The sequence below is a fragment of the Kitasatospora sp. NPDC023385 genome (assembly GCF_055664045.1).
Window position 1 is genome coordinate 483,326 of the sequence record NZ_JBVOOL010000001.1, and the last position, 16,553, is coordinate 499,878.

Genomic DNA, 16,553 nt, shown 5'->3' on the forward strand with positions numbered 1-16,553 from the left:
TCGCCCCGGGAATTTCTCCGGGGCGATTTCAGGGGCGCCGGCGGGAACCGATCAGCTCGATCTCCCTCATCGGTGCGGCCGGTGCGGCCGGCGCTGATGCCGATCACCGTACCGGCCGGGGCGCCGGGGCGGCGCGGCCGACCTAGACTGGCGGTGGCTCCCCCTATTCCCGGTCCCGGGCGCGGCGCCCTCGCGGGAGGTTCCCATGCGCCAGCGGTACAGCTTCCACATCGACCAGGGCGGGCACTCCGTGACCGTCAACGTCCGCTCCGGCTGGATCACCGAGACCGAGCTGCTCGTGGACGGCAAGGAGCTGGCCTTCCACCGCGTCCACGGGCACGGCAGCTACCCGCTGCTTCTCGCCGCCCAGATCGCCGAGGAGCCGCCCCTGCCACTCGCGGTCACGCTGGATCGCACCGGCACGGCCGAGCACCCGCTGTCCTGCGTCCTGGAACTCGCCGGTGCCGAGCATGCCATGCCGGAGAACACGGCCCGCTGAAACCGCCTCCCACCTCCCGGCCGACGCCACGGCCCGCACCGGGCTTCGAGGAGGAGATCAACCAACCCGACGAGCCGTCAGCATTCCGCCACGATCTCCTCGATCGCCGCCCGCGCCCGTTCCGCGTCCTGCGCGACCAGCCCGATCCGGGTGCGCCGGTCGAGCACGTCGGCGGCGTCCAACGCGCCCTCGTGGGTGACCGCGTACGCGATCTCGGCGCGTGTCACGTCCAGGCCCTCGGCCACCGGCGCCGCCTCCCCGGCCGCCAGCACCTCGTGGGCGGCGCCGCCGTGCCGGGCGAGCAGCGAGGCGGGCGCCCCGGCGCCGGGCAGGGGTCGGCTGTCCCGGTGTGCGGGGGCGCCGACCAGGGGCAGCCGGGCGGTCCAGCAGGACCGGGCGGGCAGGCCGCGCAGCCGGACGGCGGCGTCCACCGCGTCCTCGGCCATCCGGCGGTAGGTGGTGAGCTTGCCGCCGACCACGGTGACCATCCCGGACGGGGACTCCAGCACCGCGTGCTCGCGCGAGATGTCCGCGGTGCTGCCGCCGCCGGTGTCGATCAGCGGGCGCAGCCCGGCGTAGGCGCCGCGAACGTCCGACCTGGTCAGCGCGGTGGCGAGGGCGGCGTTGACGGTGTCCAGCAGGAAGGACAGCTCGGACTCGGTGGGCTGAGGCTCATCCGGGATCGGGCCCGGGGCGTCCTCGTCGGTCAGCCCGATCGCGACCCGGCCGAGCTGCTGCGGCAGGGCGAAGACGAAGCGGCTGGTCGAGCCGGGCACCGGCACGGTGAGGGCGGCCGTCGGGTTCCCCAGGGACTCGGCGTCCACCAGGAGATGGGTGCCCCGGCTGGGCCGCAGCGTGATCGAGGTGTCCACGTCGCCCGCCCAGACGCCGGTGGCGTTGACCACCGCGCCCGCCCGTACGGTCATCTCCTGCCCGGTCAGGGTGTCGACCAGCCGGGCGGAGGTGCCGGTCACGGCCTCGGCCCGGACCCTGGTCAGCACGCTCGCGCCGTACTGCGCGGCGGTGCGGGCCAGGGCGACCACCAGGCGGGCGTCGTCGACGAGTTGGCCGTCGTGCGCGACCAGCGCGCCGCGCAGGCCGACGGTCCGCACGCCCGGCACCAGCTGCCGGGTGCGGGCTGCGTCGATCCGGCGCATCCGGGGCAGCAGCGCGCCCGGCGTACCGGCGGCGGCCCGCAGCGCGTCCCCGGCGTGGAAGCCTGCGCGGACCAGCGCAGCCTGCCCGGGGCGCAGCAAGTCCGGGAGCAGCGGCACCAGTTGGGGCAGTGCACGGATCAGGTGCGGAGCGGTTCGGGTCATCAGCACGCCGCGTTCGACCGCGCTCTCCCGGGCCACCTTGATCCGGCCGGAGGCGAGGTAGCGCAGACCGCCGTGCACCAGCTTGGAGCTCCAACGGCTGCTGCCGAACGCCAGGTCGCGGGACTCGACCAGTACGGTGCGCAGGCCGCGCGAGGCGGCGTCCAGGGCCACTCCGGTGCCGGTGACGCCGCCGCCGATGACCAGCAGGTCGACGTGCGGGTCATCGCCGAGCGCTTCTAGCTCCAGCGTGCGGCGGACGGCGTTGAGTCGGCTCGTTCCGGCGAAGGGACCGACGGCGGGCGGCGTCATGGTGCGAGGTATCCGTTCAGTGCTCTGGCCAGTTCGCGCCGCCAGGCCGCCTCGGGCAGCAGGGAGGCCACCATGCGGTGCGACTGGACGGTGGACTGGGCGATCAGCAGGACCATGGCGGCCAGTTCGATCGGCTCGCCGGCCCGGATCGAGCCGTGGGCCTGCCCCTGCTCGATGCCGGTGCGCAGCGCCTCCAGCAGGCCGCGCTGGCTGGCGCCGAGCCGCTCGACCACGTACTCCAGCAGCAGGTCGGAGTCGTCGGAGCGCAGCAGCGCGCCGAGCACCGGGTGGTCGCGCAGCCGGACGGCGACCTCGACGACCCGTTCCACGAAGGTCTCCCGGTCCTGGACGCCAGAGGCGGAATCCTGCGGGGAGGCGCCCCCCAGGGAGTCGCCCTCCCACGAAGCAGCCTCCCGCGAAGCGGCCTCCAGGGATGCACCCTCCAGGGAGGCGCCCTCCAGCGTGGCCAGGATCTCCCGGGTGAGCAGCGCGCCGATCACCGCCCGGACGTCCGGCCAGCGCCGGTAGACGGTCGGCCGGCTGACCCCGGCGCGGCGCGCGATCTCGGCCAACTGCGTGCGGCGCACGCCGAGATGGACGATCAGGTCGGCGGCGGCGTCGAGGATCGCGTCGTCGGTGCTGCGGGGCTGCCCGGTTGCTGCCGCCGGCTCGGCGTTACTACTTGACATGATGTGTGAAACTGTAACGCATGGCATCTGAGACGCAAGCGGGACCGGCCGGCGCCGCGCTTCCGCTCCCCCCGATGAAGTGGGACGCCTGGGGCGACCCGGCCCTGGCCAAGGAGCTGTCCGCCGACATCAAGGGGCTGCTCGCCGCCGCCCTCGGCGTCACCGGCGACGCCGCCCCCGGGCCCGGCGCCGACGAAGTCGTCCTGCGTCCCTCCCGGCTCTCCCCCGAGGACGTCAAGGCGCTCGCCGACGCCGTCGGTGAGGACCACGTCAGCGCCGCCGACGCCGACCGCCTGCCGCGCGCCGGCGGCAAGTCCACCCCCGACCTGCTGCGCCGCCGCAGCCGCGAACCGCAGGACGCGCCCGACGCCGTCGTCCTGCCCGGCAACGAGCACGACGTCGCCGCCGTCCTCGCGGTGTGCGTCGAACGCCGCATCGCCGTCGTCCCGTTCGGCGGCGGCACCAGCGTCGTCGGCGGCCTCGACCCCGAGCGCGGCGCCTTCGACGCCGTCGTCTCACTCGACCTGCGCCGCCTCGACGGACTGCTCGACCTGGACGAGACCTCCGGCGAGGCCGTCCTCGGTGCCGGCCTCACCGGCCCCGCCGCCGAAGCGCTGCTCGCCGAACGCGGCTGGGAACTCGGCCACTACCCGCAGAGCTTCCGCTACGCCACCATCGGCGGCTTCGCGGCCACCCGCTCCTCCGGCCAGGACTCGGCCGGATACGGGCGCTTCGACGAGATGGTGCGCGGCCTGCGGGTGGTCACCCCCGCCGGGACGCTCGACCTCGGCCGCGCCCCCGCCTCCGCTGCCGGGCCCGACCTGCGCCAGCTCTTCCTCGGCTCCGAGGGCACCCTCGGGGTGATCACCGCCGTCCGGCTGCGCGTCCACCCGCTGCCCGCCGCCAAGGCGTACGAGGCATGGAGCTTCCCCGACTTCGCCACCGGGACGGCGGCGCTGCGGGCCGTCGAGCAGCAGGGCACCGGCCCGACCGTGATCCGGCTTTCCGACGAGGCCGAGACCATGGTCAACCTGGCCATGACCGAACAGATCGGCGGCGCCCCGACGGTCACCGGCTGCCTGGCCGTCACCGTTTTCGAGGGCGACGCCGAGCAGGTCGCCGCCCGGCACCACGCGACCCGGGCGGCCCTGCTCGCCGCCGGCGCCACCTCGCTCGGCGAAACCCCCGCCCGGGCCTGGGAGCACGGCCGGTTCAACGCCCCCTACCTGCGCGACTCGCTGCTCCGCGCCGGCGCGCTGTGCGAGACCCTGGAGACGGCGGCGAGTTGGAGCCGCCTGCCGACCCTGCGCACCGCCGTCACCGAGGCGCTGACCAACGCCCTTCCCGGCGCGCTCGTGCTCTGCCACATCTCGCACGTCTACCCGACCGGCGCCTCGCTCTACTTCACCGTCGTCGCCGCCCTCGGCGAGGACCCGCTCACCCGCTGGGGCGCCGCCAAGCACGCGGCCGGGAACGCCATCGTCGGCGCGGGCGGCACCATCACCCACCACCACGCCGTCGGCGCCGACCACCGCCCGTGGATGACCGACGAGGTCGGCGACCTGGGCGTACGGATCCTGCGCGCCGTCAAGGCCGAGCTCGACCCGGCGGGGATCCTCAACCCCGGCAAGCTGATCCCATGAGCCGCGCTCATGGGCCGGCCGGCCCGAGAAGCGTGCGCCGGGTCGCCGTTCTCACCAACCCGGCAGCGGGCGCCGGCCACGCCGGCCCCGCCGCGGAACGGGCCGTCGCCCGCCTGCGCTCCCTCGGCATCGAGGCCGAACCGCACGCCGGACGCTCCGCCGAGGACGCCGTCCGCCTCGCCCGCGAGGCGGCGGCGGACGGCGTGGACGCGGTGGCCGTGGTCGGCGGCGACGGCATGGTCAACCTCGCCCTGCAGGCCCTCGCCGGCACCCCCGTCCCGCTCGGCGTGGTACCGGCCGGCACCGGCAACGACCACGCCCGCGCGTACGGCCTTCCCCTCGGCGACCCCGAGGCCGCCGCCGACGTCATCGCCGCCGGCCGGGTCCGGACCGTCGACGTCGGGCGCGTCACCGGCCCGGACGGCGCCGTCCGCCGGTACGGCTCCATCCTCGCCACCGGCTTCGACTCCCTGGTCAGCGACCGCACCAACCGCCTACGCTGGCCACGCGGCCGGATGCGCTACAACCTCGCCATCCTCATCGAGTTCGCCAACCTGCGCCCGCTGCCGTTCCGGATCACCCTCGCCGACGGCACCGTCATCGAGCGCGACCTCACCCTCGCCGCCATCGGCAACACCCGCAGCTACGGCGGCGGCATGCTCATGTGCCCCGACGCCCTCCCGGACGACGGCCTGCTCGACGTCACCCTCGTCGACGCCATGCCCCGGCTGCGCATCGCCCGCTTCTTCCCCACCCTCTTCAAGGGCACCCACACCACCCGCCCGGAAGTCACCACCCTGCGCACCGAGTCCCTGCGCATCGAGTCCCCGGGCATCACCGCGTACGCCGACGGGGAGTTCATCACCCCGCTGCCGGTGGAAGTCGCCGTCGAGAAGCACGCCCTCCACCTCCTGGTGCCGTGAGACACCGGTGCCGCGGTGCCGCCGACCGAACCGCGGCACCGACCACCAGGCCCTCATCACGCCTCGGCGCCCCGGCCATCGTGCCCCACTTTTCCCGGCAGGTACTCGACGAATTCCTCGGCGCCGTCATCGCTGTGCCCGTACGGGCGCGGCGCGCCGGTGAATCCCGTTCCGTGCAGATGCGCGAGCAGGCGTTGTCCGGTAGCGCTCCAGGGGCTCGATCCTCCACGAAGCCAGGCAAGGCTCATCAGGCCTGGCGCGCCGCCGACCGTCGCCTGGGTCGGCGCTTCATCCCGGGCATTCACCAGGCTCATCGCCGTCGCCCCCCGATGAGTCCCGCTCATCCACCGAGCCCGGCGACGCACTCGCCGACCGACACCGGATGGCTGTCCCAGCCGCCCACTCCGGCTGCCCACTCCGGCTGCCCACTCCGGCTGCGCGACGGATCCACCAGGACCACGGGGATTACCTCACCGCCGTACCGGGTTGGTCACCTCGACCTGCCGGGCCCAGTGGCGGACCAGCGGGTTGGCGTCGTGGGCCGGGGATCCGTCGAGGACGTCGACACCCGCCGTCGCGCCCGGGCCGGCGCTCAGGACCGCGGTGAGCGCGTAGCGCAGCCGCTCGCCGAGGTCCGGTCGTCGGCGGCCTTCCGGGGTGCCCAGCACCTGCCAGGCCCAGCCGACCGCCACCGCCGCCACCCGGCGTTCCTCCCAGCCCCGGCCCCGCCGGGCTGCCGCGATCAGCTGCCGCCGCAGGCTCCTCGGCAACGCCCCCACAGCTCCCGCGCGTTGCTCCGCGGCACTTGCCCGACCTGCAGCACGCTGCTCCCCCATTCCGCCGGCCGACGCTCGGCGTCCAACGTTCGACGTTCGCCGTGTGAGCCTTCATCCGCCCGCAAGGTACGGCCGTTGGGCGCCGCTCACCCGCTGAGGCGACGGCGCCAGAGCAGGGGGCGCATCTCGATCGCGTGCGACGGATCGCCGTTCCATACCGTCGGCAGACCAGCGGCCGCGAGGGCGGTGACCACCTCCTGGCCGATGGCGGTCGTGGTCGACGGGGAGCCGTCGAAGCCGCCGTAGAGGAGGGAGAGGCCTTGGCCGGCGGCCGCGGATTCCGTGCACTGGGAGTGGAAGTAGACGAAGCCGCGGGCGTCCGGGGCTCCGGCGGCGCCGATCTCGGACTCGCCGCAGGAGCGGCAGCAGGTGAAGTCCTCGCGGGCCGTGATGCCGCTCGCCTCCAGGGCGGCGAAGGCTCGGGCGAGGCGTTCCGGGTCCGTCTCGCCGATCCAGCCGGTCTGCTCACCGACGCGCTCCAGCCAGAGCCGGTCGGCGAGTCGCTCGGCCTGGGCGTGCGAGACCGGACGGCGGTCGCCCGACACCAGGTACTCCTCGGCCTGCTCCGCGAGTTCGGCCCGGCCGGTGTAGCCGCAGGCCAGCGTCAGCCGCAGCCGGTCCTCCAACTCCGGCCGCTCGTCCGCGTCCAGCTCCGGCGGCGGCACGGGCTCCGGCGCCGGGCCCATGTCGAGGAGCTTCCAGTCCAGGCCGTCGCCCCAGCCCGACGCGCCGCGTGCCCACGCCGTCATCGTCTCGGCCACCGGCCCGGGCCCGTCCAGCCGCACCTCGAAGTGCCGCTCGGCGGATCCGTCGCGGTGCTCCAGCGTGTAGTCCCCGCCGTCCGCGTGCCACACCTGGATGTACACGTCCGGCAGGTCCGGTATCCGTTCCACGACGAGGAAGCGGTCGTCGTCCGCGCCGATGCGCCGGACCAGCCCCGCCAACTCGTCCGCGCGCGGCCGGGAGCGCCGCACCCCGTCGTTCGTCTGCACCGTGATCGCCAGCATGGAGGCACCCTTGCACACGGCACTGACATCGAGACCGGAGTCGGCACCTGCCCAGGATCCGACCCGGCCACCGACTGACGCTTCCACTGCTGTGCGGTCGAATGCTGTGCGGTCGAACCGTCGGCTCGCGGGCGGTGCCGGTGGTCGTGCCGGATGCGGCCTGCGACCGCCGCAGGGCGCTGTCGACCGAGGCGCCGCCGACCGTCTCCCGGTCGGCCCTCCCTCGGGACGCCGCCGCCCCCGTCACGCGGTGGCACGCCTACGGCCGACGGTCCTCCCGGCGCAACCGGAAGACCACGTTGTGGCGGAGCGGGCCCGGCGGAGCGGCGGGGTCGTCGAAGTCCTCGGCGGGGTCGTGGGTCATGCCGAGGCGGCGCATCACCGACTGGGAGCGCAGGTTGGCGGCCGTGGTGATGGCCAGGACCTCGGGGAGGGCGAGCGTGTCGAAGCCGTACGCGAGGACGGCGCGGGCCGCCTCGGTGGCGTAGCCGCGGCCCCAGGCGGAGCGGGCCAGGCGCCAGCCGATCTCGACTCCGTCGACCGGGTCCGTCTCCTCGATGTCGTCCAGGCCGACGAAGCCGACGAACTCACCGCTATCCCGCACCTCGACGGCCAGCCAGCCGTACCCGCGCCGCTCGATCGCCGCCTCGAAGCGGGCCACCGAGGCGTCGCTCCCCTCGCGGGTGAGCGGGCCGCCGAGGTGCTCGCGGACCTCCGGGTCCGCGTTCATCGCGGCCCAGGGGGCGAGGTCGGACTCCCGCCAGCGGCGGATCAGCAGGCGTGCGGTGCGCAGTTCGCTCATGCCGCCAAGCCAACGTCACCCGGTCCACGCGGGCAAGTGGAAAATCCCGGTGCCGGAGCGGCCGCCCATCGGGTAGCGTGCGGAACATGTCGAGCCCTGAGGCATCCAGGGTGGGGGCTTTCGGTCACGCCGTCAGCCCCCTGCACCCCCGCACCCGTTGAGGCGTTGAGCTCCGCTCGCGTCCGCGCTCGCGCCCACAGCCGCGCGAGCGCCGCTGCGCGTGAGTGCGCCCTCGGGGGCTGATTGCGGTGACGAGACGCCGTTCCTCGTTGCTTCTCCTCGCTCCCGGAGCTTTCGATGCCCCTTCCGCTCTACCTGCTCGCCCTGGCCGTGTTCGCCATGGGTACCTCGGAGTTCATGCTCGCCGGCCTCCTACCGGACCTCGCCGCCGGCCTCGGCGTCACCGTCGGTACGGCGGGCGCCCTCACCTCGGCCTTCGCGATCGGGATGGCGGTCGGCGCCCCGTTGACGGCCGCGTCGGCCCGCCGCCGGCCGGGGCGCAGCACTCTGCTCGGGTTCCTCCTGGTGTTCGCGGCGGCGCACGCCGTGGGCGCCGTGACCGCGAGCTTCCCGCTGCTGCTGGCGACCCGGGTGGTCGCCGCGCTCGCCAACGCCGGGTTCCTAGCGGTGGCGCTGACCACGGCCGCCGCGCTGGTCCCGGCGGACCGGATGGGGCGGGCGCTCGCGGTGCTGTTGTCGGGGACGACGGTGGCCACGGTCGCCGGGGTGCCGGGCGGCGCGGTCCTCGGCGCGCTGTTCGGCTGGCGTGCCGCGTTCTGGGCCGTCGCCGCACTCTGCCTGCCCGCCGCCGTCGGCCTCGCCCGGGGTCTGGCCGCCGCCCCCGCGACGGCGGCGGACGAGCCGCACGGCCCGGCCCTGCGCGCCGAACTGCGGCAGCTGCGCCGCCCGTCGCTGCTGCGGGTGATGCTGGCGGCCGCGCTGGTGAACGCGGCGACCTTCGGCGGACTCACCTTCCTCGCGCCCGTGGTGACCGGCGCCGCCGGGCTCGGCGTACTGTGGGTGCCCGTCGTCCTGGTGCTGTTCGGGGCCGGGTCCTTCGTCGGCGTCACCGCCGCCGGGCGGCTGGCGGACCGGCACCCCGGCATGGTCCTCGCCGTCGGCGGCCCACTGCTGGCGGCCGGCTGGCCGGTGCTGGCGGTCCTCGCGGACGAACCGGGCGCCCTGCTCACCCTGGTGTTCCTGCTGGGCGTGCTGTCGTTCGCCGTCGGCAGCACCCTGATCACCCGGGTGCTGCGCGAGGCCGCCGGAGCGCCCACCATGGCGGGCGCCTACTCGACCACCGCCCTCAACGTCGGTGCCGCCGCAGGGCCGCTGTTCGCCGCGACCAGGCTCGACACGGCAGCCGGCGGCCTCGGCCCGTTCCACACCGGTGGACTCCTCGTCGCGCTCGCCCTGCCGATCGCCGCGATCCGACGCAGGAGCCGACCCACGAACCGACCCACAAACCGACTCACGGACCCACCTGCGAGCCCATCCGCGTCCTCGTTCCCGGGCCGACCCGCGGGCCCGCCCACGACCCGGCCCGGGGCGAGCTGACGGCCGGGCCCGATCCGATTGTGTGTGGGCCAGAGAACGTGGACGGCCCCGGCAGCGTCCGCCGGTGCGTCCCCGCCCCCGGCACTGGCGGCACTCGCCTCCGCGGCGTCTACTCGATTACTCGACCACGCTGAGCACGATCTTGCCCTGGATGTGCCCCCTGCTCGGCCCGGCGGGCCGGCGTCGGCCTCGGTACGCTCTACCGGCCCTTCCCCAGCCGGGAGGACCTGCTGGAGGCACTGCTCGGCCGCCGCTTCGAGCACCTCGCCGTCACCGAACCGGCCGAACGCGCGCTGACCGACTGGCTCTACGAGTTCACCCTCGACGCCGGCGTCTACCAGGGCCTGCCCGCCACTCTGATGGCCACCATCGAGGACCCGGAGTCCACCCTGCACGCCGGCTGCCAGGGAATGCGCCAGGCCGGCGGACGACTGATCGACGCCGTCCAGCGGAAAGGCCTGATCCGCCCGGACGTCACCCCACTCGACGTCTTCGCCCCCGCCAACGTGCTGAGTTGGATTGCCGGCAGGGACCCCACCCTCGCCGAGCGCCGCAACCACCTCTTCCGGCTGGTAACGGGCGGCCTCTGCCCCCGCCCCTGAGCCGGCGCACACGCGTTGTGCGCCGCCGATCCCCATCGGGCCATTCCCCGACGGGAATTGTCCGCTCACGGCACTGCTCCCAGGATGGGTCGCACCGCCACCGACTGGACCCGCAGAGGAGCCCGCCATGACCACCGACACGACCACCGACCCGACTGCCGTTGTGACCACCGAACCGACTACCGACACGAACGCCAAACCCGCCACCAACGCCCAGCAACTCGCCGCCCGCTACGCCGCGTTGTGGACCGAGTCCGACCCGGTCGCACGCCGGAGGGCGATCGAGGCACTGTGGGCCGAGGGCGGCCTGCACCTGCTCCATCCACCCGTCGAGGTCCGCGAGGCGGCCGCCCGGGTCGGCTTTGCGGAGCCCGTCCTCGAGGCGCGCGGGTACGAGGAGTTGGAGTTCCGCGTCACCCGCGCCTACGAGGAGTTCGTGGCACCCGGGGAGTTCACCTTCCGGGCCCGGCCGGACGCGCTGCGGCTGCGCGACGTCGTCCGCTTCACCTGGGAGATGGTGCCCACTGACGGTGGCGAACCGGTCGGCGGCGGAGCGGAGTTCGTCGTCCTGGACGCCGGCGGCCGGATCGCCGTCGACTACCAGTTCCCCGGGCTCTGAGCGGCGCCTCGTTGCAGCGCCTGCGCGGGCGCCGCGTCCGCCGGCAGGAAGGCCTCCAGTTTCAGCTCGGCGAGCGTGACGTCCACGGCGGTGGCGAAGGTGGTGACCGTCGTCATCAGGCGCAGTTCGCCGAGTGAGGTGCGCAGCTCCAGCGGGACGGCGAAGCCCAAGTGCTGCTCGGCGACCTCGGTTTCGGGTACGTAGGAGCTCAACTCCTGGTGGAGCTCGCCGAGGTGGCGGGTGCGCTCGACAATGTGGCGTGCCCAGGCGGCGAAGTTGACGATGCGCGGGGCGAGGCCGTCGGGGTGCAGTGCGAGCCGGTAGGCGTTGGTGCCGGGGCCGACGAGCCTCGGGTCGGCGCCCTCGGTGACCACGCCCAGTGCCGCATTGGCGGCCACGACGTCGCCCCGGCGGTCCACCACCAGTGCCGGGTACGGGAGGTGGCCCGCCAGGATGTGGTCGATCGCCTCCCGCACCGGCGCCAGCGACGGGCCGTCCAGCGGCGTCTCCGGGTAGACGGGCGCGTAACCGGCCGCCAGGAGCAGCGCGTTGCGTTCCCGTAGCGGCAGGTCCAGCGACTCGGCGAGCCGGACGACCATGCCCCGGCCCGGCGCGGATCGGCCTGACTCGATGAAGCTCACGTGCCGTTGGGTCGTGCCCGCCAGGAGGGCGAGGTCGAGCTGGCTGAGTCGGCGGCTGGTACGGCGCTCACGCAGCGCTTGAGGGAAGTCCACGCGACCAGCCAACCGCGGACGGCCCGCGGTCCGCCATTCCCCCGGGGGAATTGAGCCCATGCACCGCAGCGACCAGCATCGACGCCATGGACATCGGTGTTTTCCTCCCCACCGGCCAGGACCAGTGGGCGGCCGGCGGCCCCCGCGACCTGATCGGATTCGCCCGCCAAGCGGAGCAGTCGGGCTTCTCCTCGCTCTTCGTCAACGACTCCCTGCTGAGCCCCCGGATCGAGCCTCTCACCATGCTGGCAGCCGTCGCCCCGGTGACCGAGCGCATCCGGCTCGGCACCGGCGCCCTGCTGCCGGTGCTGCGCCGCCCGGTGCAGACCGCGCAGACGCTGGCCTCGGTCGACCAACTCTCGGGCGGCCGGCTGACGGTCGCGGTCGGTGCCGGCTTCCCGGGACGCTTCGGCCGTCCGCTGCACGAACTCTCCCAGGTGCCGTGGGAGCGCCGCTTCGCCCGGCTGGACGAGACGGTCGCCCTGTGGCGGGCGCTCTGGGCCGGGGCGACGGAGTTCCGCGGCGAGTTCCACTCCTTCGCCGAACTTCCGATCGCCACCGCGCCGTTCCGTATCGGAGGCCCACCGGTCTGGCTCGGCGGCGCGACCCCGACGGCCCTCGCCCGCACCGGCCGCCACTACGACGGCTGGCTGCCCTACCCGCCCGACCCTGCCGACTACGGCACCGGGCTCGGCGCCGTCCGGACGGCGGCACGGCAGGCGGGACGCGCACCGGAGACCATCACCCCGGCCCTCTTCGTCAACGTCAGGATCGATCGCGACGCCGAGGCCGCCCGCCGCGCCATGGACGCCTACACCCGCTCCAACTACGGGCTCCCGCTGGCCGAGACGGAGCAGATCCAGGCCTTCGCCCTCGGCACGCCGGAGGAGGTCTCCGCCAAGCTCGCCCGCTACACCGCCGCCGGCGCCCGCCATCTCGTCGCCCGCCTGGGCGCACTGGAACTGACCGGCCAGATGGAGCAGTTGGAACGCCTCGCGGCCCTCATGCGCCCGAGTACGGTGTGACCGTCCCGTCGGCAACTGCTGCCAGGCGGCCTGCCCGCCCGGCCCTCCACCGCGCGTCGCGGCCCGGCCCGGCGCGGTCCGGCGAGCCCTCACACGCCCCGGGTCGCCACCACCCGCCCGTCCGCGACCGCCGCCACCAGCTCCGCGTGATCCGCCGCCGTCCGATCCGCGTACCGGACCGCGAACTCCGCGACCGCCTCGGCGAAGGTGTCCGCGCTGCCGAGGTAGCCGGTGATGGCGAGGCGGTCACCGGTGCGGGCGTGGGCGCGGGCGAGGGTGCGGCCGCAGAGGTCGGCGTAGGCGCGCAGGCCGGCGGGCTTCATGGCGCCGACCTCCGCCGAGCCCTTCATGTCGCGCAACTGGCGGCCGTAGAAGTGGCGCCCGGCGGGGCCGGTGGTCCAGCCGAGGAAGATGTCGCCGGCGGCCTGCATGAGGTGCTGGCCGGTGACCACCCGGCGGCCGCCGTGGTGGGCGGCGACCTCGGCGTCCACCCGGACGGGCGGCAGGTGGTCCTCCAGTACCGACCGTCCGGCCTCCTTGAGCTGCAGGAAGAGCGGATCGCCGGGGCCCCGGCCCTCCAGCAGGACGATGTAGCAGCGGGTGCCGACGCTGCCGACCCCGACCACCTTGGTCGAGGCGTCGACGAAGCGGTAGCGATCGAGCAGCACCCGGCGGTCCTCGGCCAGCGTGGCCCGGTAGTCGCTGAACACCTTGCCGAGGCCTCGCAGTTCGGACGGCTTGACCGGCTCGATCAGCGGCGGCGCGCTGATGATCCGCCGCCGCCCGTCCCGTTCCTCGGTGAGCTTGCCGAAGGCCTGCAGGCTGGTGCGGCGCCGGGCCCGCGAGAGCTCGGCCTCGGCGCGCTCGCGCCGCCGGGGCGTGCGCAGCAGCGGCAGCAGGTCCGCAGTGTCCACCCGGGTGTACCAGACGTCGAGTTCGCCCATTCCCGCCAGTCGGCGCATCGCGGCGGCGTATCCCCGGACGGATGCCCGGGCGGCGCGGCGCACGTGCTGCTCGTCCTGGCCGTTGCCGCGGGCGGCGACGGCGACGCTGGCGGCGAGGCGCTTGACGTCCCACTCGAACGGGCCCGGGTAGGTCTCGTCGAAGTCGTTGACGTCGAAGAGCAGCGCGCGTTCCGGCGAGGCGTACACGCCGAAGTTCAATAGGTGGGCGTCACCGCAGAGTTGGACGGTGAGGCCGGTGTCGGGGGCGGCGCCGAGGTCGGCGGCCATCACGGCGGCGGCGCCGCGCAGGTAGGCGAACGGGCTGTCGGCCATCCGTCCGTAGCGGATCGGCAGCAGTCGGGCGACCCGCTCCTCGCCCTGCCGCTCCAGCACGCCGAGCGGGTCGGGCCGGTCGGCGGCGGGGATCCACCGGCCGTGGTCGGAGCGGGAGACGCGGTCCCGAGCGGCGCGGCCGCGTCGGCGGCGTTCGGCGGGGGTGGTCATGCGGCGGCTCCGTCCCTCGGCCGGGTACCCCTCCCCACGACGCCAGGAGGCGACGGGTACCCCTCCCCGCGACGCTAGGACACGAGTGCCGGAGGGCGCAGCGCGCACCCCCCGGCACTCGGCCTTTCGGATGAACCCCCGGAACCACCGGGAACACCGGGAACAGGAGGCACCGGTAAGCCACCGGGAATCACCGGGAACACCGACGACCACCCGCGACCACCGGCGTCACTGCACCGTGAAGTCCGCCATCATCGCCATGTCCTCGTGCTCCAGGTTGTGGCAGTGCAGCATGAACGTCCCCGTGTAGTCGGTGAAGCGCACCAGCACTTCCACCGCCTCGGACGGGCGCAGGTCCACGGTGTCCTTCCAGCCCGCGTCGTACGGGCCCGGCGTCGCGCCGTTGCGGCTGATCACCTGGAAGTGGTCCAGGTGGACGTGTACGGGGTGGTGCAGGTCGGTCGAGAAGCGCCAGCGCTCGACGGCCCCGAGGGCGGGCGTGGCGATGCTCTGGCCGGGCTGGTACGGGTCGCCGTTGATGGTCCAGCCGTCGCCGCGGCTGCGGCGGAACGTGAAGTCGCGGGTGGCGACCGCGGCGGACGGGTCCAGCCCCTCGACGGTGGCCAGCTTGTCGGGCACCGACGTGTCGTCCTGCACCTGCTTGGAGGAGACGTCGAAGCGCATCACCTCCGACGTCCGGCCGCTGCCGAAGCGGTCGACCAGGCGCACCTGGGTGCCGGGCTCGTAGCGGGAGAAGTCGACCACGATGTCGAACCGTTCCGCGGGGGCGATCTCGATCCCGTCGTGGGTGACCGGGGCGGTGAGCAGTCCGCCGTCGGAGCCGATCTGCACCAGGGCATCGCCACCGGGGGGCTGCGGGTCGAGTTCGAGCCGGTAGAGGCGGGCGTTGGAGGCGTTGAGCAGGCGCAGCCGGTAGCGGGCGCGGTCGACGTCCAGCCGGGGCCAGGGGGCGCCGTTGACCAGGATGACGTCGCCGAGCACGCCGTTGGTGTAGTCGTCGGTGACGCCGGGCCGGGCGAGCGAAGGGTCGGCGGCGGGGTAGCGGAAGGAGCCGTCGGCGGCGAAGGAACGGTCGGCGATCATCAGCGGCAGGTCGCGCTCGCCGCGCGGCAGCGGCAGGGCGTCCTCCTCGTCGTCGTGGACGAGGTGGAAGCCGGCCAGTCCGCGCCAGACACCGGGGCCGGTGAAGCCCATCCGGTGGTCGTGGTACCAGAGGGTGGCGGCGCGCTGCTTGCCCGGATAGGTGTAGCTGCGCTCGCCGACGACGTCGCGGCCGGCCGCGTGACGCATCCCGGGCATTCCCTGCATCCCGGCCGTGCTTTGGGCGGCGTCCGCCGACGACCCCACCGGCAGCAGCAGGTCCACGGGGTAGCCGTCGCTGTCCGCCGGGGTGTGCCCGCCGTGCAGGTGGGTCACGGAGGGCACCGGCAGCTCGTTGCGGTGCTTGACCACGGCCGTCCGCCCGGCGCGGGTGACCACGGTCGGCCCCGGGAAGCTGCCGCCGTACGTCCAGGCTTCGGTCTTCACCCCTGGCAGGATCTCCAGCTTGGCGACCTGCTGGGTGATCTCGTAGTAGTCGGTGGCCCCGTCGGTGCGCACGGGCTGCAGCACGGGTGGCACCGGCAGCGGCACCCGGAAGGCCTCGGGCAGGTCGAGTTCGCTGGCCAGCAGGCGGCCGGGGCGACCCTGGGCGAACAGTCGGGCGGCCGAGGGGACGGCGGCGGCGACCAGCGCGCCCGCACCGAGGACGGAGGCCCCGATGCCCAGGAACCGGCGTCGGTTCACTTGGACACCTCCACCGGCCCGCCGGGGCGCGGAAGCCGACCGCTGCCTTCCGGACCCGCCTCGTACTTCGCCGAGCGGGCGGGCAGCGGCAGCCGCCAGGCGCCGACCAGGCCGAACAGGATGCCGCTGACCAGCAGCACGCCGAGGGTGACGTGGACGCCTAGCGACCGGGCGTAGCCGGCGGTGATCTGGCCGATGACCGCGACGGTGAGCAGGACGGTGGTCCACAGCGGCCAGAGCGGGCCCCGGCCGGGGCGCCGGACCGCGACGGCCACCGCGAGCTGGACCACCACCACGGTGGCCAGCGTCATCGCGTTGCCCTCGTGGTCCTTCAGGGAGTCGTAGGTGCCGTTGAGGAAACTACCGGCCAGCATGACCTGGAGCAGGGCCAGCAGGGCGAGCGCGGTGGCGGTGGCACGCAGCAGGATCAGCGGCCATCGGGGCGCAGGGGCGGCAGGGGGACTGCTCATGTCGGGCTACTCTCTGCTTCGGCGGTCGGTCGGGCGGGCGAGAGCGTAGCTGATCCGACATCACGACCGGTTGCAATCAAGTCCTTTGGGTCGGCTCGTTACCCCATTGCGCCTGCTGGGCCCGACTCTGTCACCCGGACGAGGGATACCCTTGAGCGGTCTTCAAGGGCGTCCCTCATGAGCTTCTCTCCCGTGCGGCTCATGGGCTTCTCACCGGGGATTCTCGGGAGGTTCTGTCCCGGTTCTTGTCATGAGGTGCGCTCAT

The 16,553-nt window shown here is 74.2% G+C and carries 17 protein-coding genes and 1 pseudogene; 8 read left to right on the forward strand and 10 right to left on the reverse strand.

What is annotated here, in order from left to right; all coding sequences use genetic code 11:
• The first annotated feature begins 205 nt into the window (after window positions 1–205).
• Entirely contained in the window at window positions 206–499 is a 294-nt protein-coding gene (locus AC0B61_RS02115) for a hypothetical protein (protein ID WP_471738662.1), read from the forward strand.
• A gap of 77 nt (window positions 500–576) precedes the next feature.
• Here the strand turns inward: AC0B61_RS02115 and AC0B61_RS02120 are convergent, their stop codons facing one another.
• Window positions 577–2,127 (reverse strand): glycerol-3-phosphate dehydrogenase/oxidase, encoded by a 1,551-nt coding sequence (locus tag AC0B61_RS02120; protein WP_471738663.1) that lies wholly within the window; start codon window positions 2,125–2,127, stop codon window positions 577–579.
• Window positions 2,124–2,816, reverse strand: coding sequence for a helix-turn-helix domain-containing protein (locus AC0B61_RS02125; RefSeq protein ID WP_471738664.1), 693 nt, complete (start codon window positions 2,814–2,816; stop codon window positions 2,124–2,126). The genes AC0B61_RS02120 and AC0B61_RS02125 overlap by 4 nt, the downstream gene beginning before the upstream one ends.
• A 20-nt stretch (window positions 2,817–2,836) precedes the next feature.
• Between AC0B61_RS02125 and AC0B61_RS02130 the strand changes: the two genes are divergently transcribed.
• Window positions 2,837–4,459, forward strand: a complete 1,623-nt coding sequence (locus AC0B61_RS02130; protein ID WP_471738665.1) for an FAD-binding oxidoreductase — start codon at window positions 2,837–2,839, stop codon at window positions 4,457–4,459.
• The gene (locus AC0B61_RS02135) at window positions 4,456–5,382 is read left to right on the forward strand and encodes a diacylglycerol kinase (protein ID WP_471738666.1); all 927 of its coding nucleotides are present in this window, start codon (window positions 4,456–4,458) and stop codon (window positions 5,380–5,382) included. The genes AC0B61_RS02130 and AC0B61_RS02135 overlap by 4 nt, the downstream gene beginning before the upstream one ends.
• Window positions 5,383–5,438: 56 nt before the next feature.
• Here AC0B61_RS02135 and AC0B61_RS02140 read toward each other — a convergent pair whose 3' ends face one another.
• From AC0B61_RS02140 to AC0B61_RS02155, 4 genes are all read right to left on the reverse strand, one after another.
• A complete protein-coding gene (locus tag AC0B61_RS02140) occupies window positions 5,439–5,696 on the reverse strand; it encodes a hypothetical protein (RefSeq protein WP_471738667.1) in 258 nt (85 codons plus the stop codon).
• 156 nt (window positions 5,697–5,852) lie between these two features.
• Window positions 5,853–6,152 carry a hypothetical protein gene (locus AC0B61_RS02145; RefSeq protein ID WP_471738668.1) on the reverse strand — a complete coding sequence of 100 codons (300 nt, stop codon included), beginning with the start codon at window positions 6,150–6,152 and terminating at the stop codon, window positions 5,853–5,855.
• A 152-nt stretch (window positions 6,153–6,304) separates the two neighbouring features.
• Window positions 6,305–7,225: a DUF6891 domain-containing protein gene (locus AC0B61_RS02150; protein WP_471738669.1), complete on the reverse strand. Its 921-nt coding sequence runs from the start codon at window positions 7,223–7,225 to the stop codon at window positions 6,305–6,307.
• 259 nt (window positions 7,226–7,484) lie between these two features.
• Window positions 7,485–8,027, reverse strand: coding sequence for a GNAT family N-acetyltransferase (locus AC0B61_RS02155; RefSeq protein WP_471738670.1), 543 nt, complete (start codon window positions 8,025–8,027; stop codon window positions 7,485–7,487).
• A 297-nt stretch (window positions 8,028–8,324) separates the two neighbouring features.
• Here AC0B61_RS02155 and AC0B61_RS02160 point away from each other — a divergent pair, with 297 nt between their 5' ends.
• The 4 genes and pseudogenes from AC0B61_RS02160 (at window position 8,325) to AC0B61_RS02175 (ending at window position 10,805) form a co-directional block, all read left to right on the forward strand.
• On the forward strand, window positions 8,325–9,584 hold the full coding sequence (locus AC0B61_RS02160; protein WP_471738671.1) for a Cmx/CmrA family chloramphenicol efflux MFS transporter: 1,260 nt from the start codon (window positions 8,325–8,327) through the stop codon (window positions 9,582–9,584).
• A 176-nt stretch (window positions 9,585–9,760) separates the two neighbouring features.
• A pseudogene (locus AC0B61_RS02165) lies at window positions 9,761–9,817 on the forward strand (hypothetical protein); the annotation flags it as partial.
• 60 nt (window positions 9,818–9,877) lie between these two features.
• Window positions 9,878–10,186 (forward strand): SbtR family transcriptional regulator, encoded by a 309-nt coding sequence (locus AC0B61_RS02170; RefSeq protein WP_471738840.1) that lies wholly within the window; start codon window positions 9,878–9,880, stop codon window positions 10,184–10,186.
• A 127-nt stretch (window positions 10,187–10,313) separates the two neighbouring features.
• Window positions 10,314–10,805, forward strand: a complete 492-nt coding sequence (locus tag AC0B61_RS02175; protein ID WP_471738672.1) for a hypothetical protein — start codon at window positions 10,314–10,316, stop codon at window positions 10,803–10,805.
• On the opposite strand, the gene AC0B61_RS02180 is transcribed toward AC0B61_RS02175, so the two are convergent.
• A complete protein-coding gene (locus AC0B61_RS02180; protein ID WP_471738673.1) occupies window positions 10,784–11,539 on the reverse strand; it encodes a helix-turn-helix domain-containing protein in 756 nt (251 codons plus the stop codon). The genes AC0B61_RS02175 and AC0B61_RS02180 overlap by 22 nt on opposite strands.
• Before the next feature lie 86 nt (window positions 11,540–11,625).
• Between AC0B61_RS02180 and AC0B61_RS02185 the strand changes: the two genes are divergently transcribed.
• Window positions 11,626–12,564 (forward strand): LLM class flavin-dependent oxidoreductase, encoded by a 939-nt coding sequence (locus tag AC0B61_RS02185; protein WP_471738674.1) that lies wholly within the window; start codon window positions 11,626–11,628, stop codon window positions 12,562–12,564.
• Window positions 12,565–12,653: 89 nt separating this feature from the next.
• Here AC0B61_RS02185 and AC0B61_RS02190 read toward each other — a convergent pair whose 3' ends face one another.
• From AC0B61_RS02190 to AC0B61_RS02200, 3 genes are all read right to left on the reverse strand, one after another.
• The gene (locus tag AC0B61_RS02190) at window positions 12,654–14,012 is read right to left on the reverse strand and encodes a DUF2252 domain-containing protein (RefSeq protein ID WP_471738675.1); all 1,359 of its coding nucleotides are present in this window, start codon (window positions 14,010–14,012) and stop codon (window positions 12,654–12,656) included.
• 228 nt (window positions 14,013–14,240) lie between these two features.
• Window positions 14,241–15,818 (reverse strand): multicopper oxidase family protein, encoded by a 1,578-nt coding sequence (locus AC0B61_RS02195; protein ID WP_471738676.1) that lies wholly within the window; start codon window positions 15,816–15,818, stop codon window positions 14,241–14,243.
• Window positions 15,815–16,288, reverse strand: a complete 474-nt coding sequence (locus tag AC0B61_RS02200; RefSeq protein WP_471738677.1) for a hypothetical protein — start codon at window positions 16,286–16,288, stop codon at window positions 15,815–15,817. The genes AC0B61_RS02195 and AC0B61_RS02200 overlap by 4 nt, the downstream gene beginning before the upstream one ends.
• Window positions 16,289–16,553: the final 265 nt, after the last annotated feature.

Coding starts and splice junctions, on each gene's coding strand:
- AC0B61_RS02115 (WP_471738662.1), top strand. CDS start 206: ATGCGCCAGCGGTACAGCTTCCACATCGACCAGGGCGGGCACTCCGTG.
- AC0B61_RS02120 (WP_471738663.1), bottom strand. CDS start 2,127: ATGACGCCGCCCGCCGTCGGTCCCTTCGCCGGAACGAGCCGACTCAAC.
- AC0B61_RS02125 (WP_471738664.1), bottom strand. CDS start 2,816: ATGTCAAGTAGTAACGCCGAGCCGGCGGCAGCAACCGGGCAGCCCCGC.
- AC0B61_RS02130 (WP_471738665.1), top strand. CDS start 2,837: ATGGCATCTGAGACGCAAGCGGGACCGGCCGGCGCCGCGCTTCCGCTC.
- AC0B61_RS02135 (WP_471738666.1), top strand. CDS start 4,456: ATGAGCCGCGCTCATGGGCCGGCCGGCCCGAGAAGCGTGCGCCGGGTC.
- AC0B61_RS02140 (WP_471738667.1), bottom strand. CDS start 5,696: ATGAGCCTGGTGAATGCCCGGGATGAAGCGCCGACCCAGGCGACGGTC.
- AC0B61_RS02150 (WP_471738669.1), bottom strand. CDS start 7,225: ATGCTGGCGATCACGGTGCAGACGAACGACGGGGTGCGGCGCTCCCGG.
- AC0B61_RS02155 (WP_471738670.1), bottom strand. CDS start 8,027: ATGAGCGAACTGCGCACCGCACGCCTGCTGATCCGCCGCTGGCGGGAG.
- AC0B61_RS02160 (WP_471738671.1), top strand. CDS start 8,325: ATGCCCCTTCCGCTCTACCTGCTCGCCCTGGCCGTGTTCGCCATGGGT.
- AC0B61_RS02175 (WP_471738672.1), top strand. CDS start 10,314: ATGACCACCGACACGACCACCGACCCGACTGCCGTTGTGACCACCGAA.
- AC0B61_RS02185 (WP_471738674.1), top strand. CDS start 11,626: ATGGACATCGGTGTTTTCCTCCCCACCGGCCAGGACCAGTGGGCGGCC.
- AC0B61_RS02190 (WP_471738675.1), bottom strand. CDS start 14,012: ATGACCACCCCCGCCGAACGCCGCCGACGCGGCCGCGCCGCTCGGGAC.
- AC0B61_RS02200 (WP_471738677.1), bottom strand. CDS start 16,288: ATGAGCAGTCCCCCTGCCGCCCCTGCGCCCCGATGGCCGCTGATCCTG.